This window comes from Pseudomonas sp. Pso3 (assembly GCF_055393275.1).
Map to the genome: position 1 here is coordinate 1439043 of NZ_AP043687.1, position 24573 is coordinate 1463615.

General features: G+C 67.2%; 23 protein-coding genes. 11 read left to right on the plus strand and 12 right to left on the minus strand.

Features of this window, described 5'->3' with window-relative positions; translation table 11 throughout:
• Positions 1-74 precede the first annotated feature (74 nt).
• Positions 75-1349, minus strand: coding sequence for a methyl-accepting chemotaxis protein (locus tag ACZ5R1_RS06745; protein WP_464712934.1), 1275 nt, complete (start codon positions 1347-1349; stop codon positions 75-77).
• 159 nt (positions 1350-1508) lie between these two features.
• Positions 1509-2339, minus strand: coding sequence for a TatD family hydrolase (locus ACZ5R1_RS06750; RefSeq protein WP_027601574.1), 831 nt, complete (start codon positions 2337-2339; stop codon positions 1509-1511).
• Between the two features lie 88 nt (positions 2340-2427).
• On the opposite strand from ACZ5R1_RS06750, the gene ACZ5R1_RS06755 reads away from it, so the two are divergent.
• Both ACZ5R1_RS06755 and ACZ5R1_RS06760 read left to right on the plus strand, forming a co-directional pair.
• The gene (locus ACZ5R1_RS06755; RefSeq protein ID WP_314583381.1) at positions 2428-3858 is read left to right on the plus strand and encodes an MltF family protein; all 1431 of its coding nucleotides are present in this window, start codon (positions 2428-2430) and stop codon (positions 3856-3858) included.
• Between the two features lie 153 nt (positions 3859-4011).
• Positions 4012-4317, plus strand: coding sequence for a hypothetical protein (locus ACZ5R1_RS06760; protein ID WP_042137989.1), 306 nt, complete (start codon positions 4012-4014; stop codon positions 4315-4317).
• A 3-nt stretch (positions 4318-4320) separates the two neighbouring features.
• On the opposite strand, the gene greB is transcribed toward ACZ5R1_RS06760, so the two are convergent.
• From greB to ACZ5R1_RS06775, 3 genes are read right to left on the minus strand one after another with little or no spacing between them, the layout of a single operon-like run.
• Positions 4321-4824 carry a transcription elongation factor GreB gene (gene greB, locus ACZ5R1_RS06765; protein WP_027601576.1) on the minus strand — a complete coding sequence of 168 codons (504 nt, stop codon included), beginning with the start codon at positions 4822-4824 and terminating at the stop codon, positions 4321-4323.
• Between the two features lie 3 nt (positions 4825-4827).
• Complete coding sequence (locus tag ACZ5R1_RS06770; protein ID WP_464712935.1) at positions 4828-7338, minus strand: ABC transporter permease; 2511 nt, start codon at positions 7336-7338, stop codon at positions 4828-4830.
• Positions 7335-8009, minus strand: coding sequence for an ABC transporter ATP-binding protein (locus tag ACZ5R1_RS06775; protein WP_108582317.1), 675 nt, complete (start codon positions 8007-8009; stop codon positions 7335-7337). Before ACZ5R1_RS06775 ends, ACZ5R1_RS06770 begins: the two co-directional genes overlap by 4 nt.
• Before the next feature lie 148 nt (positions 8010-8157).
• On the opposite strand from ACZ5R1_RS06775, the gene ACZ5R1_RS06780 reads away from it, so the two are divergent.
• From ACZ5R1_RS06780 to ACZ5R1_RS06790, 3 genes are all read left to right on the plus strand, one after another.
• Positions 8158-8712, plus strand: coding sequence for an arylesterase (locus ACZ5R1_RS06780; protein WP_241495322.1), 555 nt, complete (start codon positions 8158-8160; stop codon positions 8710-8712).
• 98 nt (positions 8713-8810) lie between these two features.
• On the plus strand, positions 8811-9092 hold the full coding sequence (locus tag ACZ5R1_RS06785) for a hypothetical protein (protein WP_027601578.1): 282 nt from the start codon (positions 8811-8813) through the stop codon (positions 9090-9092).
• 216 nt (positions 9093-9308) lie between these two features.
• A complete protein-coding gene (locus ACZ5R1_RS06790) occupies positions 9309-10286 on the plus strand; it encodes a L,D-transpeptidase family protein (RefSeq protein WP_464712936.1) in 978 nt (325 codons plus the stop codon).
• 122 nt (positions 10287-10408) lie between these two features.
• On the opposite strand, the gene ACZ5R1_RS06795 is transcribed toward ACZ5R1_RS06790, so the two are convergent.
• Positions 10409-10660: an Lpp/OprI family alanine-zipper lipoprotein gene (locus ACZ5R1_RS06795; RefSeq protein ID WP_007160560.1), complete on the minus strand. Its 252-nt coding sequence runs from the start codon at positions 10658-10660 to the stop codon at positions 10409-10411.
• Positions 10661-11106: 446 nt separating this feature from the next.
• Here ACZ5R1_RS06795 and ACZ5R1_RS06800 point away from each other — a divergent pair, with 446 nt between their 5' ends.
• On the plus strand, positions 11107-11388 hold the full coding sequence (locus tag ACZ5R1_RS06800; protein WP_007160559.1) for a GNAT family N-acetyltransferase: 282 nt from the start codon (positions 11107-11109) through the stop codon (positions 11386-11388).
• Positions 11389-11446: 58 nt separating this feature from the next.
• On the opposite strand, the gene ACZ5R1_RS06805 is transcribed toward ACZ5R1_RS06800, so the two are convergent.
• Positions 11447-12526: a 3-deoxy-7-phosphoheptulonate synthase gene (locus tag ACZ5R1_RS06805; protein ID WP_007160558.1), complete on the minus strand. Its 1080-nt coding sequence runs from the start codon at positions 12524-12526 to the stop codon at positions 11447-11449.
• A 165-nt stretch (positions 12527-12691) separates the two neighbouring features.
• On the opposite strand from ACZ5R1_RS06805, the gene ACZ5R1_RS06810 reads away from it, so the two are divergent.
• The 3 genes from ACZ5R1_RS06810 (at position 12692) to cysB (ending at position 14695) form a co-directional block, all read left to right on the plus strand.
• Positions 12692-13018 (plus strand): thioredoxin family protein, encoded by a 327-nt coding sequence (locus ACZ5R1_RS06810; RefSeq protein ID WP_007160557.1) that lies wholly within the window; start codon positions 12692-12694, stop codon positions 13016-13018.
• A 108-nt stretch (positions 13019-13126) separates the two neighbouring features.
• Positions 13127-13609 carry a universal stress protein gene (locus tag ACZ5R1_RS06815; RefSeq protein ID WP_042137995.1) on the plus strand — a complete coding sequence of 161 codons (483 nt, stop codon included), beginning with the start codon at positions 13127-13129 and terminating at the stop codon, positions 13607-13609.
• A gap of 111 nt (positions 13610-13720) precedes the next feature.
• Complete coding sequence (cysB, locus tag ACZ5R1_RS06820; protein WP_464712937.1) at positions 13721-14695, plus strand: HTH-type transcriptional regulator CysB; 975 nt, start codon at positions 13721-13723, stop codon at positions 14693-14695.
• 243 nt (positions 14696-14938) lie between these two features.
• Here the strand turns inward: cysB and ACZ5R1_RS06825 are convergent, their stop codons facing one another.
• Positions 14939-15862: a LysR family transcriptional regulator gene (locus tag ACZ5R1_RS06825; RefSeq protein ID WP_464712938.1), complete on the minus strand. Its 924-nt coding sequence runs from the start codon at positions 15860-15862 to the stop codon at positions 14939-14941.
• A 102-nt stretch (positions 15863-15964) separates the two neighbouring features.
• Here ACZ5R1_RS06825 and araD1 point away from each other — a divergent pair, with 102 nt between their 5' ends.
• Complete coding sequence (gene araD1 / locus ACZ5R1_RS06830; protein ID WP_464712939.1) at positions 15965-16960, plus strand: AraD1 family protein; 996 nt, start codon at positions 15965-15967, stop codon at positions 16958-16960.
• Positions 16961-17112: 152 nt separating this feature from the next.
• Entirely contained in the window at positions 17113-18690 is a 1578-nt protein-coding gene (locus ACZ5R1_RS06835) for an aldehyde dehydrogenase (NADP(+)) (protein WP_074584635.1), read from the plus strand.
• A gap of 246 nt (positions 18691-18936) precedes the next feature.
• On the opposite strand, the gene ACZ5R1_RS06840 is transcribed toward ACZ5R1_RS06835, so the two are convergent.
• The 4 genes from ACZ5R1_RS06840 to araG form a co-directional block, all read right to left on the minus strand.
• Complete coding sequence (locus ACZ5R1_RS06840) at positions 18937-20085, minus strand: aldose epimerase family protein (protein ID WP_027599000.1); 1149 nt, start codon at positions 20083-20085, stop codon at positions 18937-18939.
• A gap of 122 nt (positions 20086-20207) precedes the next feature.
• A complete protein-coding gene (locus tag ACZ5R1_RS06845) occupies positions 20208-21947 on the minus strand; it encodes an IlvD/Edd family dehydratase (protein WP_007160550.1) in 1740 nt (579 codons plus the stop codon).
• An 82-nt stretch (positions 21948-22029) separates the two neighbouring features.
• Positions 22030-22998, minus strand: coding sequence for an L-arabinose ABC transporter permease AraH (gene araH, locus ACZ5R1_RS06850; protein WP_027598999.1), 969 nt, complete (start codon positions 22996-22998; stop codon positions 22030-22032).
• Positions 22999-23024: 26 nt separating this feature from the next.
• The gene (gene araG, locus ACZ5R1_RS06855) at positions 23025-24551 is read right to left on the minus strand and encodes an L-arabinose ABC transporter ATP-binding protein AraG (RefSeq protein WP_144948401.1); all 1527 of its coding nucleotides are present in this window, start codon (positions 24549-24551) and stop codon (positions 23025-23027) included.
• Between the last annotated feature and the right edge of the window lie 22 nt (positions 24552-24573).

Below are 24573 nucleotides of genomic sequence, written 5' to 3' on the forward strand. Positions count from 1 at the left end.
ACGGTTCTCCGAAAAACGTGCGGGCATCTTGCCGCCTGTCGGGCAACCGCGCGAATGCGCTCTCGCTATGGAGGCTATAGGCGCAACTGGCGAATCGCCTGATTCAGGGTTCCTGCGAGGGCGGCCAGTTCGGTGCTGGTGCTGGCCGACTCCTGCGTCAGCAGCATGGTCCTTTCCGTGACATCGCGGATGCCTACAACCGACCTGCTCATCTCTTCCGCCACCTGGGCCTGCTGTTCGGCGGCCACGGCGATCTGGGTGTTGCTGTCGCGCATCAGGGTCACGGCGGCGGTGATGTCGGCCAGGGCCTGCCCGGCAGCGCCGGCCTGGACCACGCAATCATCGGCCTTGAGCGAGCTTTCGCGCATGAATTCCACGGCATCGCGGGTGCCGGCCTGGAGGCCGTCGACCATGCGGGTGATCTCGTCGGTGGAACCCTGCACCCGCTTGGCCAGGTTGCGCACCTCGTCGGCCACCACGGCGAAGCCGCGGCCGGCCTCGCCGGCGCGGGCCGCCTCGATGGCAGCGTTGAGCGCCAGCAGGTTGGTCTGCTCGGCGATGCCATGGATGACGTTGACCACGCTGGTGATGCGCTCGCTGTTTTCGGCCAGCTCCTGGATCATCACCGCGGTCTGCTGCACGCCCTGGGAGAGGTCGGCGATGGAATGGCTGACGCGCTCCACGGCCTGCTGGCCGGCGCCGGCCAGGCGGTCGGCTTCCTGGGACTGGTCACGGGTGCCGGCGGCGTGCTCGGCGATCTGCTGCACGGTGGCGCTCATCTCGTTGATGGCGGTGGCCGCCTGGTCGGTCTCGTGCTGCTGATCCTGCATGCCGCCCCGCACGCCCTGCATGCCGCTGGCCAGGCGTCCGGCGCCTTCGTCCAGGCGCGCGGCGCTGGCGGCCACGGTACCGACGACGCGGGTGTAGCTGTCCTGCATGGCGTTGAAGGCCTGGGTCATCTGCCCGACCTCGTCGTGCCCGCGCACCTCGACCCGGGCGGTGAGGTCGCCGTCGCGCTCCACCCGCAGCATGGTGTCCTTGAGGCGTTGCAGATTGCCGAGGATGAAGCGGATCAGGAGCTGCGAGGCCACCAGCAGCACCAGCATCAGCACGCCCACGGCCAGGGCGTATTCCGGCGCCCGGGCCACGAAGATGTCGGTAAAGGTCGGGGCGCTCAGGCTGGCAGCCGCCTCACCCACGACGGCCTTGACCGCCTTGAGTTGCTCGGCGCGGCCGGAGACCTCCAGTTGCATGGCGAACAGCACCAGCAGGAGGCTGGTGACGAAGGCAACGGCGTTGACCGCCCAGAATTTGTACTTGAGGGAAATATCGCGCAGCCAGGCAAACATAGGGGGCATCCAGTCGGCGGGGCCGCACAGCCTGGCAGGCCGGCGCGACCCGGATCTTGACTGGCGTCAATGTCCTGCGAGAAGACGTCTGACGCCGTGGAATAAGCCCAAAGGTTAACGGCTTGCACGGGTCTGACTTTAGCGAAACGGCAACCCTGCCTAGTCGAATTCCTCGATCCGCTCTGGCACGGCGATCTCCGGCAGCCCGAAGAAGGCGCGGGCGGTGGCACTGGTGTGCAGGGCGGTCTGCTCGGGCGTTTCGTTGCGCAGGCGCGCCACGGTGCGCAGGATCTCCGGCAGGAAGGCCGGCTCGTTGTGGCCATGGCGCGGCTTGGGTCTGAGGGTGCGCGGCAGCAGGTAGGGGGCATCGGTTTCCAGCATCAGCCGACCGACCGGGATCTGCCCGACCAGCTCGTGCAGGTGCAGGCCGCGGCGCTCGTCGCAGATCCAGCCGGTGATGCCCAGGTGCAGGTCCAGATCCAGGTAGCCATAGAGCGCCTTGCGCTCGCCGGTGAAGCAGTGCACCACGGCGGCCGGCAGGTGGTCGCGATAGTCGCGCAGGATCGCCAGCATCCGCTCGCTGGCGTCGCGCTCGTGGAGAAACACCGGGCGGCGCAATTCGGCGGCCAGGGCCAGCTGTTCCTCGAAGCAGCGCTCCTGCTGCGGCCGCGGGGTGAAGTCGCGATTGAAGTCCAGGCCGCATTCGCCCAGGGCCCGTACCTTGGGCTGGCTGGCCAGGTCGCGCAGGGTCCTGGCGGCGGCCGCGTTCCAGGTCGAGGCTTCGTGGGGATGGACGCCCGCGGTGCTGAACAGCGCCTCGCCCGCATCCAGGCGCAGGCAGAGATTGAGGGCGTTCTCGCTGTCTTCGAGGGTGGTGCCGGTCAGCACCAGTTGCATCACACCGGCGGCCTGGGCCCGCTCGATCACCGCGTCCACCTGCTTGAGCAGACTGGGGTGGGTGAGGTTGACGCCGATGTCGATCAATTGCATGGTGCGGACCTTCCACAGATTTTGTCCCTTCATTCTATCCGTAGTCCGGGTGCTATCGGCGCTGTCCCGGCCAGGTCAGGAGTCCTGGATGCCGTTTCGATTCACCCTTGTCCTTGTTGGCTGCCTGCTCGCCTGCTCCGCCCAGGCACGGCTCGGTGCCCTGCCACCCGAAGCACCACGCCATGTCGCGGCGCGCGACCTGACCGCCATCGAGCGGGCCGGCGAGTTGCGCGTCCTGGTCAACCAGAGTCGGCACAGCTCCGGCGAATGGAACGGCCAGGCGCTCGGCATCGAGTATCGGCGCCTGCAGGCCTTCGCCCGTTACCTGCAGCACCAGCCCGGGGGCCGGCCGCTGCGCCTGGTCTTCGTGCCCAAGGCCAAGGACGACCTCCTGGCGGCGCTGCAGCGCGGCGAGGGCGATCTGGTGGCGCCCGGCGAAACCCTGCTACCGCCGCCGCATTCGGCGCTGATCGCCGCGTCGGTGGCTGCGCCCACCAGTCTGGTGGTGGTGGGTGGGCGCGGCCAGCGCCTGCCCCGCCATCTGGAGCAATTGGCCGGGCGGCGGGTGGTGCTGCCCCAGGGCAGCGCGGCCGGTCCGGCCCTGGCCCGGCTCAACGCCCAGCTGGAGAAGCGCAGGCTGCGGCCGGTGCAGGTCGAGTGGGCCGATCCGACCCTGGCGGTGGAAGACGTCCTGGAGCTGACCCAGGCCGGCATCTATCCGCTCAGCGTCGTCGAGTCCGGCCTGGCCCATCGCTGGGCGCGGGTGCTGCCGCGCCTGCGGGTGGCCGATCGGCTGGTGGTGGCCCATGACCAGGCGCAGCTCTGGTATCTGCGCGCCCCGGCGCACCAGCTCGCCGAGCGGATCCGGACCTTCGGCCGGCAACCCCAGGCGCGCGACGACGACCAGGCCTTTCGCCAGGCCTATGCGCGCCGCTACCAGGTGCGCGATCCGCTGCAGGCCCATGACCGCAAGCGCCTGGCCCAGGTGCGGCCGCTGCTGCAGCGCTACGCCAAGGCCTACGACTTCGACTGGCTGACCCTGGCCGCCATGGCCTACAAGGAATCCGGCCTCGATCCCCATGCCCGCGGTGCCGGCCGCGCCGCGGGGCTGTTGCAGATCACTCCGCGGGCGGCGCGCAGCGTCGGGGTGCGCAACCTGCATTCCGCCGAGGACAACGTCAAGGCGGCCACCCGCTATCTGGCGCGCCTGCGCCGCGAATTCTTCTCCAGTCCGCGGCTCGCCGAGCGCGAGCGCCGCGCCTTTACCCTGGCGGCCTACAACCTTGGCCCGGAGCGCGTCCAGGCGCTTCGGGCCAAGGCGCGCAAGCAGGGGCTGGACGGCGATCGCTGGTTCTTCCAGGTCGAGCGCATCGCCGCCGAGGAGGTGGGTATCGGGGTGGTCAACTACGTGGCCAGCGTCAACAAGTACCGGGTGGCCTTCAGTCGCGAACGGGCCCGGCTGGAAGCGCCGGCCGTAGCGGCGACCGGTGTCAGGGAGACCGGCCGCGGCGACGGTTGAAGCCCGCTTGACAGGGCGGTCGAGCCCTCCCTAGGATGATCCCGCGCCGATTTAAACAGCAACTTGCGGGGCGCTCCCAAATACCGCTAAAGCGCTGGACGGAACAGGCCTCGTACTACCGCCCAGCTGGATCTACGAGGCGGAATTTCGTCCATGCTACCGCTCCCGCTACGCCTGACGCCCCTGACCCAGGGCAAACTCGCCAGTCATCCCGCCATCCTCCTCGGCGGTCCCGACCAGCCCACCCTGCTGCGTTATCTCGAAGGCTGGCCCAAGCGCTGGCCGCACAGCCGCACCCTGCAGATCCGCTTCGCCGACCGGGCCGAACAGCTGCGCGCCTTTGGCGACGACAGCTTCGACTTCGCCGTGGTGCAGTCGCCGGGCCAGGCCGGTCTCGAATCCCTGGTGCGGGAACTGACCCGCGTGGCGCGGCAGGGCGTGATCACCCGTCGCCGCTAGCCGTCATTCCTCGGGATAGGCGATCTCGACGATGTACCAGCGCTGTTCGCCAGCCGGCGTCTGCAGGCGGACCTCGGCGTCCAGCGCCTTGCCGACCAGCGCCCGCGCCAGGGGCGAGTCGATGCTGATGAGGTTCTGCCGGAGGTCGAGTTCGTCCGGGCCGACGATGCGATAGCGCTTCTCGGCGCCCTCGTCGTCTTCCAGGGTGACCCAGGCGCCGAAATAGACCTTGGTCGGATCGGCCGGGCGCTCGCGGATCACCTTGAGATTCTCCAGCCGCTTGCGCAGGAAGCGCACCCGGCTGTCGATCTCCCGCAGCATCTTCTTGCCGTAGATGTACTCGGCGTTTTCCGAACGATCGCCCAGCGCGGCCGCCTCGCTCACCGCCTGGGTGACCTGGGGCCGGCGCACGTTCCACAGGTCGTGGAGTTCGGCGCGCAACCGGGCTTCGCCGGCGGCGGTGATCAGGGGCGTGCCGGCGGTGCGCGGCGGACGGTAACGACTCATGGATCAGCTTTCTCTCAGGATCAGTAACGGACTGGCGGTGAGGGCCCGCCGCGTGCCCAGCAGGCCCGCCGCCCCGACCAGCAGGGCGCCCAGCACCGGCAACAGCAGCAGCCAGGGATGGGGTTGCCAGTCCAGGTCGAAGGCCAGCCGGTAGAGCAGGGCGCTGACGATCTCGCAACCGAGCGCCGCGAGCAAGCCGCTGGCGCCGCCGAGCAGGATGAATTCGGTGCGCCGCGCCCGTTGCAGCAACTCGCGCCGGGCACCCAGGGCACGCAGCAGGGCGCCCTGGCGGATGCGTTCGTCGAGGGTCGCCTGCAGGCCGGCCAGCAGCACGGCGATGCCGGCGGCCAGCACGAACAGCAGCACGAACTCCACCGCCACGCTGACTTGGCGCAGGATGCTGCGCAGCTGATCGAGCAGGGCGTCGATGGGCAGCAGGGTCACCGCCGGGAATTGCCGGGCCAGGGCCAGCAATTCGCGATCGTGCCCGGGCGGCAGGTAGAAGCTGCCCAGGTAGGTGAAGGGCACGTCCTGCAGGGCGCCCGGGGCGAAGATCACGAAGAAGTTCGGCTGGAAGTTGTCCCAGCTGACCTGCCGCAGGCTGGTGACTCGCGCCTCGATCTGGCGATCGCCGATGACGAAACCCAGGGTGTCGCCCAGGCCGACGCCGAGGCTGCGTGCCAGCTCGCTTTCCAGGGACACCCCGGGCAGGTCGCCGGTGGGCAGCGCATCCCACCACTGACCGCCTTCCAGGCGGTTGCCGTCCGGCAACCCAGCCGACCAGGTCAGGTTGAGATCGCGCCGGGTGGCACGGCCACCGCGGGAGTCGTCTTCCAGGCCTTCCTGGGCCGGATGCCCCTTCACGCTGACCAGGCGGCCCTGCACGATCGGATAGAGCGGACTGGCGTGGGGCGAGAGACCGGCCACCGCCGCGGCGAAGGCCTGGCCCTCGTCCGGCAGCACATTGAGGGCGAAGTGGTTGGGCGCCTCGGCCGGCAGTTGCGCCTGCCAGCGTTCCAGCAGCTCGCCCCGCAGCAGCACCACCAGACTCATGGCCAGCAGGATCAGGCCGAAGGCCAGGGTCTGGCCCACCGCCGCCAGGGGATGCCGGAGCAGCTGACCCAGACCCAGCCGCCAGGCCAGGGGCGCACCCTGCATGGCCCGGCGCAGGCCACGCAGGGCCAGGTAGAGCAGACTGCCGAACAGCAGTCCCGCGACCAGGCCACCCACCAGTAGCGCCAGGGTCAGGCGCAGATCCAGCGACAGGCGCCACATGATCAGCCCCAGGGCGAGCAGGGCGCAGCCATAGACCAGCCAGGTGCGCAGGGGGACGGGCTGCAGATCGCTGCGCAACACCCGCAGCGGCGGGACCCGCCCCAGGGCGGCCAGCGGCGGCAGGGCGAAGCCGACCAGGGCGACCAGGCCGGTGCCCATGCCGGCCAGCGCCGGGCCGATCCCGACCGCCGGAAGGCGCGCCGGCAGGAGGCCATGCAGCAGCTCGAACAGCACCAGCTGCGCCAGCCAGCCGAGCAGGGCGCCGAGCAGACTCGCCGCCAGCCCCAGCAACCCCAGTTGCAGGCCATAGAGCACCAGGGCGTCGCGGCGGGTCAGACCCAGGCAGCGCAGCAGGGCGCTGGCGTCGAAGCGCCGCGCGGCGAAGCGATTGGCCGACAGCGCCACGGCCACGCCGGCCAGCACCACCGCCACCAGGCTGGCCAGCCCCAGATAGCGCTGGGCACGTTCCAGGGCATTGCCCAGCTGGCGATTGCCATCGCCCGGGCCTTCGAAGCGCTGGTTGGCGGCCAGGGCCGGGGTGAGCGCCTGACGATAGGCGTCCAGGGCCTGGGGCTCGCCGCGCCAGAGTTCGCGATAGCGCACCCGACTGCCAGGCTGGATGACGCCGGTGGCGGCCACGTCGTCGAGATTGATCAGTACCCGCGGCGTCAGGCTGTAGAAGTCACCCGCCCGATCCGGTTCGTAGGTGAGCACCCGGGTGATGGTGAGGGCCTTGCGCCCGATGTCCAGGCGATCACCGACCTTGGCGTCCAGGGCCAGCAGCAGGCGCGGCTCGACCCAGGCCTCCCCGGGCGCCGGAGCGCCGCCCGGCTGGTCGGGCGCGTCCGGCGCCGCGGCGCTGCGCACCTCGCCGCGCAGGGGAAAGTTGGCCTGGACCGCCTTGACGCTGGCCAGCTGCAGAGCCTCGGCACCTGCGGCCATGGTGCTGAAATTGAGCGAGCGACTGTGTTCGAGGCCCCGCTGCAAACCAGCGTCTACCTGTTCCGGACGTGGTGGTTCGCTGCCCAGCAGCACCAGGTCGGCGGCGAGGAATTCGCTGGCGCGATTTTCCATGCCCGCGCCCAGGCGGGCGGTGAAGTAGCCGATGGCGACGCTGGCGGCGACGGCCACCACCAGTGCCAGGCAGAGCATGCGGATCTCGCCGGCGCGGAGCTCTCTCAGACTCTGGCGCCAGGCCAGGCCGAACAGCCGGGTGAAGGGCAGACCGGTACGCCTCATGCCGCGACCTGCCGGCCGCCTTCCAGGCGCAGTTGGCGGGCGCAGCGCGCGGCCAGGCGCTCGTCATGGGTCACCAGTACCAGCGTCGTGCCGCGCTCACGATTGAGTTCGAACAGCAGATCGCTGATATGGGCACCGGTACGGCTGTCGAGGTTGCCGGTGGGTTCGTCGGCGAAGAGGATGCTCGGGCGCGGCGCGAAGGCGCGCGCCAGGGCAACCCGCTGCTGCTCGCCGCCGGAGAGCTGCCGGGGATAATGGCGCAGCCGTTCGCCCAGGCCGACCCGTTCCAGCAGGGCCACCGCCTGGTCGCGGGCCTGGCGCACGCCCTCCAGCTCCAGCGGCAGCATGACGTTTTCCAGCGCCGTGAGGCTGTCCAGCAGCTGGAAGGACTGGAACACGAAGCCCACCCGTTCGGCGCGCAGGCGGGCACGGGCGTCTTCGTCGAGGGTATCCAGGCGCTGACCGGCAAGATGGACCTCGCCGCCGCTGGGCAGGTCGAGACCGGCCAAGAGACCGAGCAGGGTGGACTTGCCGGAACCCGAGCTGCCGACGATGGCCAAACTGTCGCCGGCCTGCAGTTGCAGATCCAGCGCCTGGAGGATCGGCAGCGCGCCTTCCGCGCCCGTGACGACCTTGCTAAGGTCGCGTGCCAGCAGTATGACTTCGCTCATGAGGTATCCGATGCCGTATTCGAAGGGCCCGCATGCGGGCGGCTGTGGCGAGTTAGAGTCAAAAAAGCGGGCGAAGTCCAGCGCGCCTTTGCGGCAAGGCATTGCCTGGCTGCTGGCGCTGCTCTGCCTGACCCTCACGCCCCTGGCCATGGCGCGCACCCTGCTGGTGGTGGGCGACAGCATCAGCGCCGGCTACGGCCTCGCCGAAGGGCAGGGCTGGGTACGCCTGCTGGAGCGGCGCCTGCAGGCGCAGCGGCTCGACTACCAGGTGGTGAATGCCTCCATCAGCGGCGACACCACCGCCGGCGGCCTGGCGCGCCTGCCACGGTTGCTGGCTGAGCATCGACCCGACGTGGTGGCCATCGAGCTGGGCGGTAACGACGGCCTGCGCGGCCAGCCGCTGGCGCAGTTCGAGCGCAACCTCACCGCCCTGGTGGAACAGGCCAAGGCCCGAGGCGCGCGCGTCCTGCTGCTGGGCATGCGCCTGCCGCCCAACTACGGGCCGCGCTATACCGATGGCTTCGCCCAGGTCTACACGGACGTGGCCAAGGCCCAGCAGGTGGCCCTGGTGCCCTTCCTGCTGGAAGGGGTAGGCGGCGATCCGGGCTATATGCAGCCGGATGGCATCCACCCCCAGGCCAATGCCCAGCAGCGCCTGCTGGACAACGCCTGGCCCCAGTTGCAGCCGCTGCTGCGCGACTGAACGCCGGACTTTTCCCCGACGGGGCTTTCCGCTAAGGTTGCGCGCCCCGCCGGTCCGGCCAATCGACCGCCCGGCGGAACCGCCCCTGGAGTATCCCGATGTCCCGCCTTTCCCGGTCCATGCACGGCTATCAGCTGATCCAGCCCGATGCCCAGCTCGACCTGTTCGCCTGCCGCGAGGGCCGAGTCCATATCGTCGCCCGGCAGCTGGAGCTGGGCTCGCCGACCGACCGGACGCTGTGCGGTACCCTGCTGCCGGCGCGTCCCCGCCTGCATCCGCTGAATCGCCGGGCGCTCGGCCTCAAGACCCTCTGTCCGGCCTGCATGCAGCGGCTGCAGGGCGCCAAACAGGGATTGCCGAATCCGTTACAGGTCTTTTGAGAGCCTGCCCAAAGTCTGCTGCGCGTCGGCCAAACGGTGTTGAAAATCCCTTCGAAATGCTCATTTACCCCTTGTAAACTCCGCTTCCTCAGGTCTTTTCGCCTAGTTTGGCGCTAGCTCGCGAGCCTTTGAGCAGGCCCTAGGCCCTGCCGGACGCCGATCGAGGCGTGTACAATTCGCGCCGTCACCTTTTTGCTCCTTGCAAGGATTCATCCCATGCCCGCGCGCGTTTCGACCCTGGTCGGTTCCCTCTCGCTGTTTGGTCTGTTGAGCGCGGGTACGGCGCAGGCACTGGAGTTGCCGCTGCCGCCACCCGGTGAAGACATGGTCGGCGAGGTTCAGGTCATCAAGGCCGCCTACGAAGACACCTTTGCCGATCTCGGCCAGAAGTACGATCTGGGCTACACCGAGATGGTGGCCGCCAACCCGGGCGTCGATGCCTGGCTGCCGGGTGCCGGCACCGAGATCGTGCTGCCCACGCGCTTCATCCTGCCGCCCGGCCCGCGCGAAGGCATCGTCATCAACATCGCCGAATACCGCATGTACTACTACCCCAAGGGTGGTCACACGGTGTTCACCTACCCGCTGGGCATCGGCCGCGAAGGCTGGGGTTCGCCCATCGGCGTGACCAAGGTGGTGGACAAGATCAAGGATCCGTCCTGGTATCCGCCGGAGTCGGTACGCGCCGAGCACGCCGCCGAAGGCGATCCGCTGCCCAAGGTGGTGCCGCCCGGTCCGGACAATCCCCTGGGGCCCTACAAGATCCGCCTGACCCTGCCGGGCTATCTCATCCACGGCTCGGACAAGAAATTCGGCATCGGCATGCAGGTCAGCCATGGCTGCTTCCGCATGTACAACTTCAACGTGACCGAACTGGTCGGCATGCTGCCCGTGGGCACGCCGGTGCGCATCATCGACGAGCCCTACAAGTTCGGCGTGAGCCAGGGCAAGCTCTACCTGGAAGCCCACCAGCCGGTGACCGTGAAGGGCGATCCGACCGAGATCGACCGTCAGGCCGCGGTGGTCAATGCGCTGATCAAGCGTGACGACCTGCTGCAGGCCAATAGCGCGGTGAACTGGAACACGGTGCGTGACGTGGTCCAGGGCCAGGACGGCCTGCCAGTGGAAATCGCCGACCTGCCGGCCGGGATGACGCCGGGTGCGGTGGCCAAGGCGCCTGCCAAGACCCTGTGATCGCGACCGGCCGAGCGCGCTCGGCCGGCCAGACAAACAAAAAGCCCGCCATCTGAGATGGCGGGCTTTTTGTTTGCTCCGGGAAAGGCGACTGTTGCCACTCGCCTTTCCAGCCGAGGCGCTTACTTGCGGCTGGCTTTTTCCAGCATACGCAGGGCGCGCTCGTTGGCTTCGTCAGCGGTCTGCTGAGCTTTCTGAGCGGCGGCCAGGGCCTCGTCAGCGTGACGGTAGGCTTCGTCAGCACGAGCCTGAGCACGGGCAGCGGCGTCTTCGGTAGCGGTCAGGCGAGCTTCGCTTTCCTTGTTAGCGGTGCTGCAACCAGTGGCCAGAGCAGCGGCCAGAGCCAGGGCGGCGAATTTCAGAGCGTTGTTCATCGTAAACCCCTTGAGGTAGACATCCTGTTTTAAGATCAATTTCCCAGGTGGAAAATTGCGGCTACATACTACTCATTACCGGTCGTAAGTAAACTGAGCGAACCCGTTGAAGAAGGATTTTTTGCGGAAAATCCTTCTCGGCTCCCCGTGTTCGTCCCGGAATCCCTGCGCACCCGGTATCAGCAACTGCTTGGATGGCTGAAAGTCGCGAACGTTTCAAAACGTTAGAGGATGAGCGGAAGTTGTCAAGCGCCGAGCCGCGCCTGCTCCCGCGCAGGCGGCCCTGATATAGTGTGTCTTCTCGGTGCGACGGCTGGTCAGAACCTGCTTCTTCCGGAGGGGTCTGACGCGCTGTGGCTCAGTCCCGCACAGGAAGGGTGCGTTCTCGTCTTCGGGTATCATCGATAACAATGGATAAGGCGGAGCCAAACCGCCAAGGAGTAGTCATGAACGAGTCCCTGCACGTGGAACACGATGAGGCCAATCATCAATTCCACCTTTCTGTCGACGGCCAGCGCGCCTATCTCGCCTACATGGATCTGGGCAAGCAGACCATGGATTTCTATCGCACCTTCGTCCCCGATGCCCTGCGTGGGCGCGGCCTGGCAGCGCGGCTGACTGAGTACGCGCTGAACTACGCCGAGAGCCGCGGCTACAGCGTCATTCCCTCCTGCTCCTATGTGGAGCACTACCTGGAACGTCGTGGCCAGGTGACGCCGCTGGCCTGAATGGCCACGCCAAGAAAAACGCCGGGCTGAGCCCGGCGTTTTCGTATCTGCTGCAGGATCAGCTGCGCGCGCGGCGCGGCAGCACATCCTTGAGCTTGCGGTGCATGTCGAGAATGCTCTTCTCGGTCATGGCCCAGTCGATGCAGGCGTCGGTCACCGAGACGCCATACTGCAGCTGCGACAGATCCGCCGGAATCGGCTGGCTGCCAAAGCCCAGGTGGCTTTCCACCATCAGGCCGACGATGGAGTTGTTGCCTTCGACGATCTGGTTGGCGACGTTGTCCATCACCAGCGGCTGCAGGGCGGCGTCCTTGTTGGAGTTGGCGTGGCTGCAGTCGACCATGATGTTCGGCTTGACCTTGGCCTTGACCAGCGCCTGCTCGCACAGGGTGACGCTGACCGAATCGTAGTTGGGCTTGCCGTTGCCACCGCGCAGCACAACATGGCCATAGGCGTTGCCCTTGGTCATGACCACGGATACCTGGCCGCGCTGGTCGATACCCAGGAAGCGGTGTGGGCTGGACACCGACTGCAGGGCGTTGATGGCCACGGTCAGGCTGCCGTCGGTGCCGTTCTTGAAGCCGACCGCGGAGGAGAGGCCCGAGGCCATTTCCCGGTGGGTCTGGGATTCGGTGGTGCGGGCGCCGATCGCCGACCAGCTGATCAGGTCCTGCAGGTATTGGGGGGAGATGGGGTCCAGCGCCTCGGTGGCGGTGGGCAGGCCCTTTTCCGCCAGGTCCAGCAGCAGCTGGCGACCGATGTGCAGGCCGTCCTGGATCTTGAAGGAGTCGTCCAGGTAGGGATCGTTGATCAGGCCCTTCCAGCCCACGGTGGTGCGGGGCTTCTCGAAGTAGACGCGCATGACCAGATAGAGGCTGTCGCTGACCTGGGCGGCCAGGGCCTTGAGGCGCTCGGCGTATTCGTGGGCGGCCTTGATGTCATGGATGGAGCAGGGGCCGATCACCACGAACAGGCGATGGTCCTTGCCGTCGAGGATGTCGCGGATGACCTGGCGGCCCTGGGCGACGGTGTCGGCGGCGAGATCGCTCAGCGGGATCTCCTGCTTGAGCTGCTCGGGGGTGATGAGCGGCTCGTTGGCTTCGATGTTGAGGTCGTTAAGGCGGGGCTGTGCGGCCATGGTGCTACTCGTCGGTCACGGCGCTGCGACAGGTCAGGGCCCGTGCAGGCAAAATACGATGGAGAGGGTGGGGCACCTTAACGCTTGTACCGCCTGCTCACAATGGCTACGACGCTATCGACGCGCCCGAAGGCGTGCTTTGGCGATGATCGCGACGAGGAAAGCATGGAATTGGACGATGGGACGGCCGATGCCGTCCTGCTGGCGGCGCCGGGGCGCTCCCTGCTGATCTTTACCAGCGCCGGTTGCGCCTCCTGCCGCCTGGCGCGCCAGGTGCTGCCGACGGCGGCGCTGCCGGTCGAGCGGCTGTACTGGGTGGATGCCGAACGCAGTGGCGGTCTGGTACAGCGCTATGGGGTCTTTCATCTGCCGGCGCTGTTCCTGATCGGGGATGGCGACTTCTTCGGCCCGGTGCAGGCGCCCCTGCGCGAGCCGGCCCTGGTGGCGGCGATCCAGGCCGCGGCGGCGCGGGAGCCCGAGGAAATACCCTGAAAGGCCTCTAACGCGCGCTTCGCAGCGCAAATGTCTTTCCCCTGCTACGCTGGAAAGGGCTATCCCGCATTGCACCGGTCAGGTCGCCTGATCTGGCCAGGAGGAATCGTGATCCGCTCGCTGCTCTACGCCACGGACCTGGGCCTGTGTTCGTCCTATGTCTTTCAGCATGCCTTGAATCTCGCCCGCATCCATCAGGCCCGGCTGTATGTCGTCCATGTGGTGGAGCCGCTCGGCCTGCTGGCCTCCACGCTGCTGCAACAGCATCCGAATGGTGAATCCCTGGATCGCCTGCGCAATGGCGGTCTGGAGCTGGTGCTGGAGACCATCGAGCAGCAGGTGTTCGAATCGCTGCGCGAGGACCTGCTGGAGACCCCGGCCACCGCGGGTCTGATCCGGGCCGTGCGGGTGGTGCAGGGCGATCCGCCGGCCGCCATTCTCAAGCAGGCCCAGGACTTCGCCGCGGATCTGCTGGTGATCGGCAGTCGCAGCCAGGGCGACGCCCAGGTCGCCCCGCTGGGACGTACCGCCAGCCGCCTGCTGCAGACCGCACGCATCCCGGTGTACCTGGTGCCGCTGCGACAGGGCTGATCCGTAAGCGTCAGTCTTACTCCTCCGCGACTTAATTCGATTTCGGTCTAGAAAAACCTTAAGGCCTGCTTTACTGTTATATGCTTGCGCATGGGTCAGCGAGGAGCCGGCATGAAGCTGCAACAGTTGCGATATATCTGGGAAGTCGCCCACCACGATCTGAACGTTTCCGCCACCGCCCAGAGCCTCTATACCTCGCAGCCTGGCATCAGCAAGCAGATCCGCCTGCTCGAGGACGAGCTGGGGGTCGAGGTTTTTGCCCGCAGCGGCAAGCACCTGACCCGGGTGACCCCGGCCGGCGAACGCATCATCCAGACCGCCGGCGAGATCCTGCGCAAGTGCGAGAGCATCAAGCAGATCGCCCAGGAATTCTCCAACGAGCGCAAGGGCACCCTGTCCATCGCCACCACCCACACCCAGGCGCGCTATGCGCTGCCGGACGTGATCAGCGAATTCATCAAGCAGTATCCGGACGTGGCCCTGCACATGCACCAGGGCTCGCCGACCCAGATCGCCGAGATGGCCGCCGACGGCACCGTCGACTTCGCCATCGCCACCGAGGGTCTGGAACGCTTCAACGATCTGGTGATGATGCCCTGCTATCGCTGGAACCGCTGTGTCATCGTGCCCCAGGGTCACCCCCTGGCCAAGGTGGAGCACCTGGCCCTGGAACATCTGGCGGAACAGCCGCTGGTGACCTACGTCTTCGGCTTCACCGGCCGCTCCAAGCTCGACGAGGCCTTTGCCCGCCAGGGTCTTGAGCCCAACGTGGTGCTGACCGCGGCGGACGCCGACGTCATCAAGACCTATGTCCGCCTCGGCCTGGGCGTGGGCATCGTCGCCGACATGGCGGTGGATCACAAAGCCGATGCCGACCTGGTCTGCCTGGACGCCAGCCACCTCTTCGAAGCCAGCGTGACCAAGATCGGCCTGCGCCGCGGCACCTTCCTGCGCGGCTTCATGTGCGACTTCATCGGCCGCTTTGCGCCGCACCTGACCCGCGATGTCCTCACCGAGGCCATGCAGACGCCCTCGCGGCAGGAGCTGGAGACCCTGTTCCACGGGGTGACGCTGCCGACGTATTGAGGGCTTCCTCTCGCTGAAATCATCGCGGCCGCAGCAGCACGTAGCGTGGAAAACGGCGTAGCCTTTTCCACTGGAGACTGCGCTGAAGGGGACACCCTCACCCCAACCCTCTCCCGAGGGGAGAGGGGGCTATCCGAGCAGGCGTTCAGTCACGTCAGCCTCGGCGAAATCGCAACAAGCCGTCGTGCTTCCATCTGTAGGAGCGGCCGCATCGGCGAACCGCCATGGCCACGATGCGTTACCTCACCCCGCCAACCGCCACTGCTCCAGCAGCAACTGCGCGGCCGCCGACAATCCCGCGCCCTGGCGGACCAGGATCGAATAGGGTTCGTTGCGGGTGCGCTGGACCACCGGCAGGCGGCGCAGCAGGCCGTGTCTTTCGCCGAACTGGGCGATGTCGCTGGGCAGCATGGCCACCTGGTTGGCGTCTTCCTGCAGCAGGCCGAGCAGGGTGAAGGTCGAGGAGGTTTCCACCGGATAGCGGGGAAACTCCAGCTCCGCCGCGCGAAATTCCCGCTCCAGGGTCAGGCGCATGGGCAGGTTGGCCGGATAGACGATCCAGCGGCTGTCGACCAGTTCGGCCAGGCTCAGCGTCTCGGACTCCGCCAGCGGATGGCGGGGATGGCAGACGATCTCCAGCCGCTCTTCGCGCACCTCCAGGCAGTCGTAGGCATCCGGCCGGCGGCTGACGCTGCTGCGGCAGATGGCCAGTTCGATGCGACCGGCGTCGAGCAGGTCGAGCAGGCGCACGCTGGTGTCTTCGATGATCTCGATCCCCAGCTGGGGCTGCGCCGCACCCAGGCGCGACACCGCGGCGATCAGCCGAGGCACGGCGCCCATGATCACTCCCACCGCCAGCCGACCGCCTTCGCCCTGCAGGATACCGAGCATCTCTTCGCGCAGATGGGCCAGGTCGCTTTCGATCAGCCGCGCATAGCGGATCACGCAGCGGCCCAGGTCATTGGGCTGCAGGCCCTGGTGGGTGCGCAGGAAGAGGGTGGCGCCCAGGGTGCTCTCGATCTCGTGCAGGGCCTTGGTGGCGCCGGGCTGGGAAATGGCGATGCGCTCGGCGGCCTTGTGCAGCGAGCCTTCCTCGTCGAGGGCGATCAGCAGGCGCAGTTGCCGCAGGCGCAGACGGGAGGCGATGGAGTCCAGGGATGGCAGCATGGGAATAACCGTAGGTTATCGCGGGATAGGGAGCTCTCATTAGGCAGGCCCCATGGCGCCGAGTAAAGTCTCCTGCAGGCGATAACCAACAAGGAGAATGCCATGCACCTGATTCAGTTCGAAGACCAGCAGGGCCAGCGCCGCGTCGGCGTGGTCGAGCGCGGTGAAGTCCAGCAGGTCCGCGGCGCGACCAGCACCCGGACCCTGGCGCTGCAGGCCATCCGTGCCGGCGTTTCCCTGGAATCTCAGGTGCAGACCCTGGGCCTGGAGCCCGGCCCGGCCTATGCCGAGCTGCTCGAGGCCGGTCGCCTGCTGCCGCCGCTGGACCATGAGGATCCCGCGCACTGCCTGGTCACCGGGACCGGTCTGACCCACCTGGGCAGCGCCGCCACCCGGGACAAGATGCACCAGCAGAACAGCCAGGAAGAGGCCAAGCTGACCGACTCCATGCGCATGTTCAAATGGGGCGTGGAGGGCGGTCGGCCTGCGGCGGGGAGCGCCGGTGCACAGCCGGAATGGTTCTACAAGGGCGACGGCGGCATCCTGGTGCGTCCGGGCGGCGACATCCCGCTGCCGGAATTCGCCGAGGACGCCGGGGAAGAGCCGGAGCTGACCGGTCTCTATGTGATCGGTGACGACGGCAAGCCCTACCGCCTGGGTTATGCGGTGGGCAACGAATTCTCCGACCACGTGATGGAACGCAAGAACTATCTCTACCTGGCCCATTCCAAACTACGCTACTGCAGCTTCGGTCCGGCGTTACGCACCGGTGAGCTGCCGCGCCATCTGGCGGGCACCAGCCGGATCCGTCGCGGCGAGCAGGTGATCTGGGAGAAGGAATTCCTCTCGGGCGAGGACAACATGTGCCACAGCCTGGAGAACCTCGAGTATCACCACTTCAAGTACGCGCAGTTCCTCCGGCCGGGCGATGTCCATGTACATTTCTTCGGCACGGCGACCCTGTCCTTCGCCGATGGGGTGCGGGTCGAGCCGGGCGACAGATTCGAGATCGCGGTGCCGGAATTCGGCGAGCCGCTGAGCAATGGCGTCAAGGCCGGCGCGGCAGCTTTCCAGCCCGGGCAGGTCCGTCAGCTCTGATGGTTGTATGATGACTGCTGACTATGCGAATGCTAGAGTGGGTATCGCACAGGCTGGCCCGGCCGCTCGGACACCGAGCGTGCCACCCTTTCGAAGACCTCCCCGTAGCGGGTGGTCTTCCCTGAACCCCTAGGTATAAGGAGTCGAGAACAATGCAGATCCAAGGCAAGAACTACATCGGTGGCGCTCGTAGCGGCGAGGGCGAGGTGCGGGTCTACAGCATCGACGCCACGACCGGCGAGAAGCTGCCCTACGAATTCTTCCAGGCGTCCACGGCCGAGGTCGATGCCGCCGCCCGCGCCGCCGAGCAGGCCGCGCCCCTGTACCGCAAGCTGAGCGCCGAAAAGCGCGCCACCTTCCTCGACGCCATCGCCGACGAACTGGATGCCCTGGGTGACGACTTCGTCCAGCTGGTCTGCCAGGAAACCGCGCTGCCGGCTGGCCGCATCCAGGGTGAGCGCGGCCGTACCAGCGGCCAGATGCGTCTGTTCGCCAAGGTGCTGCGCCGCGGTGACTTCCACGGTGTGCGCATCGACACCGCGCTGCCCGAGCGCAAGCCGCTGCCGCGTCCCGACCTGCGCCAGTACCGCATTGGCCTGGGGCCGGTGGCCGTGTTCGGCGCCAGCAATTTCCCGCTGGCCTTCTCCACCGCCGGTGGCGACACCGCCGCGGCCCTGGCCGCCGGTTGCCCGGTGGTGTTCAAGGCCCACAGCGGCCACATGGTCACCGCCGAATACGTGGCCGACGCCATCATTCGCGCTGCCGAGAAGACCGGCATGCCCAAGGGCGTGTTCAACATGATCTATGGCGGTGGCGTGGGCGAGCAGCTGGTCAAGCACCCGGCCATCCAGGCGGTGGGCTTCACCGGCTCCCTGCGCGGCGGTCGCGCCCTGTGCGACATGGCCGCGGCCCGTCCGCAGCCGATCCCGGTGTTCGCCGAGATGTCCAGCATCAACCCGGTGGTGGTCCTGCCCGAGGCGCTCAAGGCCCGTGGCGACGCCATCACCGGCGAACTCGCGGCCTCCGTGGTTCTGGGTTGCGGCCAGTTCTGCACCAATCCGGGCTTGGTCATCGGCCTGCGTTCGCCTGAATTCAGCGCCTTCCTCGAGCGCCTGGCCGGTGCCATGAACGAGCAGGCGCCCCAGACCATGCTCAATCCGGGCACCCTGAAGAGCTACGAAAAGGGCGTCGCGGCGCTGTTGGCCCATTCCGGCGTGAAACACCTGGCCGGTGCCAGCCAGGAAGGCAACCAGGCGCGTCCGCAGCTGTTCAAGGCGGATGTGAGCCTGCTGCTGGAAAACGACGAACTGCTGCAGGAAGAAGTCTTCGGCCCCACCACCGTGGTGGTCGAGGTGGCCGACGAGGCCCAGCTGCAGCAGGCGCTGCAAGGCCTGCATGGCCAGCTGACCGCCACCCTGCTGGCCGAGCCGGCCGATCTGCAACGCTTCGAGGCCATCATCGGCCTGCTGGAGCAGAAAGCCGGGCGCCTGTTGCTCAACGGCTATCCCACCGGTGTGGAAGTCTGTGACGCCATGGTCCACGGCGGTCCCTATCCGGCGACCTCCGATGCTCGCGGCACCTCGGTCGGCACCCTGGCCATCGACCGCTTCCTGCGCCCGGTGTGCTACCAGAACTATCCGGACGCCTTCCTCCCGGAAGCCCTGCAGAACGCCAACCCGCTGGGCATCCAGCGCCTGGTGAACGGCGAGAATACCAAGGCCGCGATCTGATCGCGCGGTCCTGAGTGGTTGAGAACCCGGCGTCGCGAGACGCCGGGTTTTTTATTGGGTGGTGGAAGGGGGGTGGCAGGACAGTGGAAAAGGCTGCGCCGTTTTCCACGCTACTGAAGAGCCAAGCGCGTGCCGGAACAACCCCCTCTCCCTCCGGGAGAGGGTTGGGGTGAGGGAAGCCGCATGCACAGTCCCCAAAGAAGAAGGCCGCTCCTGGGAGCGGCCTTGCGTGCAGCGGCAATCGCCTTACTTGGCGGCGAACTTGAAGATGGTCGTCTGGGTGTAGGTCTGGCCGGGATCCAGGCGGGTGGTGGGGAAGTTCGGCTGGTTGGGGGCGTCCGGGTAATGCTGGGTTTCCAGGGTGAAGGCACCCCAGTGGCCGTAGGTCTTGCCGGCCTTGCCCTTGATGTTCCCCTCCAGGAAGTTGCCGGTATAGAACTGCACGCCCGGTTCGGTGGTGTAGAGGGTCAGGGTGCGGCCGGAGCCCGGATCGGTCACCACGGCGGCGGCCTTCTGCAGATCGCCCGCGGTGTTGAGCACCCAGTTGAAGTCATAGCCACCCTGCTTGGGTTCGGCGTACTTCAGCTGCTGGTTGTCGTCGGCGATGTGCTTGCCGATGGCGGTCGGCTTGCGGAAGTCCAGGGGCGTGCCGGCCACGGGCGGCAATTCGCCGGTGGGAATCAGCTTGGCGGTCACCGGCGTGTATGTGTCGGCATTGAGCATCGCCACCTGCTTGAGCACGGTGCCACTGCCGGCGCCCGCCAGGTTGAAGTAGCTGTGGTTGGTCAGGTTGAGCACCGTCGGCTTGTCGGTGGTGGCGCGGTACTTGAGGGTCAGCTGGTTGTGTTCGTCCAGCTGGTAGGTCACCTGGGTGGTCAGGGTGCCGGGAAAGCCCATCTCGCCATCGGGAGACACATAGCTCAGGGTCACGCCGACCCAGCCGTCGCCCTTGGCCGGCTCGGCCTTCCACACCTTGGTGTTGAAGCCCTGGGGACCGCCGTGCAGGGCGTTGGTCTTGTCGTTCTGCGGGATCTGGTAGCTCTTGCCGTCGAGGCTGAAACGACCGTCGGCGATGCGGTTGCCGAAGCGGCCGATGGTGGCGCCAAAGAATACCGTGGGGTTGTCGAGATAACCCTGGACGTCATCGAAGCCCAACACCACGTCTTCGCTGTGGCCCTTGCGGTCGGGTACCTTGAGCGCCTGCAGCACGCCGCCGTAGGTGATGACGGTGGCCTGCATGCCGTGGCTGTTGGTCAGGACGAACTTCTCGATGGGGGTGCCATCGGGCAGCTTGCCAAAGCTCGACTGCTGGCTGCTGAGGCCGGCCGCCTGGGCGGTAAGGGTGCTGATCATGAGTGACAGTCCAAGTCCGGTGAGGGCTAACGTGCGTTTCATCTCGACCACCTTTTCGGTTTGTTGTTGTGCAAGGGTGGGTCAGGCGACCCGGAAGCCGGAGGAGGGGCGGTAAAGCCTCCTCACCCCAACCCGCTCCCGAAGGGAGAGGGGGTAGAAGCGGATCAATGGGAGTGGCGGGGCACCTCGGCGCCGCGGCAGCCGACCAGGAAGTCGAAGTCGCAGCCTTCGTCGGCCTGCAGCACATGGTTGACGTAGAGGCGGCGATAACCGCCGGCCAGCAGCTGATCGGCCGGCGGTTGCCAGTCGGCCAGACGCGCGGCCAGTTCTTCGTCGGGGATATCCAGGTGCAGGCGCCCGGAGGCGCAGTCCAGTTCGATCATGTCGCCTTCGCGCACCACCGCCAGCGGGCCGCCGGCCGAGGCCTCGGGTGCCACGTGCAGCACTACGGTGCCGTAGGCGGTGCCGCTCATGCGGGCGTCGGAGATGCGCACCATGTCGGTGATGCCCTTGGCCAGCAGCTTGGGCGGCAGACCCATGTTGCCCACCTCGGCCATGCCCGGATAACCCTTGGGCCCGCAGTTCTTCAGCACCATCACGCAGGTCTCGTCGATGTCCAGATCCGGGTCGACGATGCGCGCCTTGTAGTCTTCGAGGTTCTCGAACACCACGGCGCGACCGCGATGCTGCATGAGCGCCGGGGTCGCGGCCGAGGGCTTGAGCACCGCGCCCTTGGGCGCCAGGTTGCCGCGCAATACGCAGATGCCACCGTCGGCGCGCAGGGGGTTGTCCAGGGCGCGGATGACCTCGTCGTCGCCGTAGATGGGCGCCTCGGCGCAGTTCGCCCAGATTGTCTTGCCGTTGGCGGTCAGGGCCTCGGGATGGGGCAGCAGATTGGCTTCGCCCATGCGGCGGATCACCGCCGGCAGGCCGCCGGAATAATAGAACTCCTCCATCAGGAAGCGTCCGGAGGGCTGCAGGTCGACGATGGTGGGGGTGCCGCGACCGACCCGGGTCCAGTCGTCCAGCTCCAGGTCCACGCCGATACGGCCGGCGATGGCCTTGAGGTGGATCACCGCGTTGGTGGAACCGCCGATGGCGGCGTTGACGCGGATAGCGTTCTCGAAGGCTTCCTTGGTGAGGATCTTCGACAGCCGCAGGTCTTCTTCCACCATTTCGACGATGCGCATGCCGGACAGGTGGGCCAGCACGTAGCGCCGCGAATCCACCGCCGGGATGGCGGCGTTGTGCGGCAGCGAGGTGCCCAGGGCCTCGGCCATGCAGGCCATGGTCGAGGCGGTGCCCATGGTGTTGCAGGTCCCGGCCGAACGCGACATCCCGGCTTCGGCGGAGAGGAATTCGTTGAGGTCGATGGCACCCGCCTTGTAGGCCTCGTGCATCTGCCAGACGATGGTGCCGGCGCCGATGTCGCGGCCGTGGTGCTTGCCGTTGAGCATGGGGCCACCGGTGACGACGATGGCCGGCACGTCGCAGCTGGCGGCGCCCATCAGCAGCGCCGGCGTGGTCTTGTCGCAGCCGGTCAGCAGCACCACGGCGTCCACCGGGTTGCCGCGAATGGCTTCTTCCACGTCCATGCTGGCCAGGTTGCGGGTCAGCATGGCGGTGGGTCTGAGGTTGGATTCGCCGTTGGAGAACACCGGGAATTCCACCGGGAAGCCGCCGGCTTCGTAGATGCCGCGCTTGACGTGTTCGGCGATCTTCCGGAAATGGGCGTTGCAGGGGGTCAGCTCGGACCAGGTGTTGCAGATGCCGATGACGGGCTTGCCCTGGAATTCATGGTCCGGGATGCCCTGGTTCTTCATCCAGCTGCGGTACATGAAGCCGTTCTTGTCGTTGCTGCCAAACCACTGGGCGGAGCGGAGCGGGCGTTTGGGCGTGGTCATTGTTTGGTCCTCGGGCATTTCACGGGCAAAGCGGTCCCCGGCACGGCGCGCCTGGCGCCGCGGGGGAGGGCAGAGTCTGGGTTTAGCGCTGCTTGAAGCGGTCGATGACCACGGCCAGCAGCAGGATGGTTCCGCGGATGACGTACTGGTAGAAGGTGTCGATGTTCTTCAGGTTCATGGCGTTCTCGATGATCGCCAGGATCAGCACGCCGGCGATCACGTGGCGGATCATGCCGATGCCGCCGGCCAGGGAAACCCCGCCCAGCACGCAGGCGGAGATCACCGTGAGTTCGAAGCCCTGGCCGATCATCGGCTGGCCGGAGGTCATGCGCGAGGCCAGCACCACGCCGGCCAGGGCGCCGATCACCCCGTGCATGGCGAAGATGATGATCTTGGTGCGGTCGACGTGGACGCCGGCCAGCAGCGCGGCCTCCTCGTTGCCGCCGATGGCCATGGTGTTGCGGCCGAAGGTTGTGTAGTTGAGCAGCCAGCCAAAGAACAGGATGCACAGCAGGGTGATGACGATGGGCACCGGCAGGCCGAACAGCTGGCCGTTGCCGAACACGAAGAACTGCTCCTGGGAGACGCCCACGGCCTTGCCGTCGGAGAAGATGTAGCCCAGGCCGCGCACGATCTGCATGGTCGCCAGCGTGGTGATCAGGGCGTTGATCTTGAGCTTGGCGATCACCAGGCCGTTGATCAGACCCACCACCAGGCCCATGGCCAGGGCGGCGGCGACGCCGAGAAAGACGCTGTCGAATTCGCGCATCACCACTGCGGCGACCACCCCGGCACAGGCGATGACCGACCCCACCGAGAGGTCGAAGTGGCCGGAGGCCAGGCAGAACAGCATGGTGCAGGCGGCGATGCCCACGGTGGAGATCGCCAGACCCAGACCGCGCATGTTCAGCGGCGAGAGGAAGTTCTGCACGAACAGCGCGCAGAGGGTGAAGATGACGACGGCGGCCAGCATCATGGCCCAGTCGTCGAGGAAGCGGCGGGTGTCGAAACCGCGGCGCGGCGGGGTCAGGCTGTGGGGTTGGGCGGACATGGACGTGACCTCTTTTCTTGTTTTCATCAGGCCCGGGTACGGGGCAGGGCGAGCTGCAGCAGGCGCTCGTCGTTGAACTCGGCGCGGGCCACCTCGCCGGTGATGGCGCCTTCGCTCATCACCAGGATGCGATCGGCCACGCCCATGACTTCCATCAGGTCGCTGGACACCACCACCACGGCGATGCCGCGGGCGGCGAGGTCATGGATGATGGCGTAGATCTCCGACTTGGCGCCCACGTCGATGCCGCGGGTGGGTTCGTCGAGCAAGAGCACCTGCATGGGCATCGACAGCCAGCGCCCGAGGATGGCCTTCTGCTGGTTGCCGCCGGAGAGATTCTTGATCTTCTGCCCGGCGTGGGGCGTCTTCACGTTCAGCGCGCGAATCTGCTTTTCGGCATTGGCCTTTTCCCAGCGACCCTGGATCAGGCAGCCGAGGCTGGCGTGATGGGCGCGGGCGCTGATGTTGATGTTCTCGGCCACGCTGGCCAGGGGCACGATGCCTTCCTTCTTGCGATCTTCCGGGCACAGCAGGATGCCGGCGGCGATGGCGTCACGCGGCGACTTCAGGCTGACCGGGGCGCCCTTGAGACTCAGGCTGCCGGCCTTGTGCTTTTCCAGCCCCGCCAGCAGGCGCAAGAGCTCGGTGCGACCGGCACCGACCAGGCCGAACAGGCCGAGGATCTCGCCCTGGCAGACCTCGAAGCCCACCGGCTGCTGCAGGCCCTGGCCGAGCAGACCCTCGACCTTGAGGCAGCCACCGCCGATCTCGCGCGGGCGGTAGTCGTAGATGTCGGCGAGATCGCGGCCGACCATCAGGGTGATCAGCTGGTCGGGGGTGATGTCGGCCAGGCGCTCGATGGTGCGCACGTGGCGGCCGTCCTTGAACACCGTGACCGCGTCGCAGATGCGGAAGACTTCTTCCATGCGGTGGGAGACATAGAGCACCACCCGGCCTTCGTCGCGTAGCCGGGCGATGATGGTCATCAGCCGATCGGTCTCGCGGGCGGACAGGGAGCTGGTCGGCTCGTCGAAGGCGATGACGCGGGCGCCCCGGGAGAGCGCCTTGGCGATCTCCACCAGCTGGCGCTGACCGAGCGACAGGCGCCCGACCTTGGTGTTGGGGTCGATCTCTTCGGCCAGGCCCTTGAGCAGGTCCAGGGCCTGGCGGCGCAGGTGGCCGCGATTGACGATGCCATAGCGCGCCGGCAGGTGCCCGAGAAAGAGATTTTCGGCGACGGTCATCTCCGGCACCAGCTGCAGCTCCTGCTGGATCACGGCGACGCCGGCGCGGATGGCTTCGGCGGTGCTCCTGAACACCAGCTCCTGGCCGTCGATGTTGAGGTGGCCGGTGGTGGGGGCGTGGTAGCCGCTGAGGATCTTCAGCAGGGTCGACTTGCCGGCACCGTTCTCGCCCATGAGGGCGTGCACCGAGCCGGGACGCACGTTGAAGGAGATGTCGGCGAGCGCCTTGACGCCGGGAAAGGTCTTGCCGATGCCGACGAAACCGAGGCTGTCGGCGCTCTGGGCGGTGGTTTGTTCCAGGGCTGCCATGGGGCACTCCTGTCAGACGAAA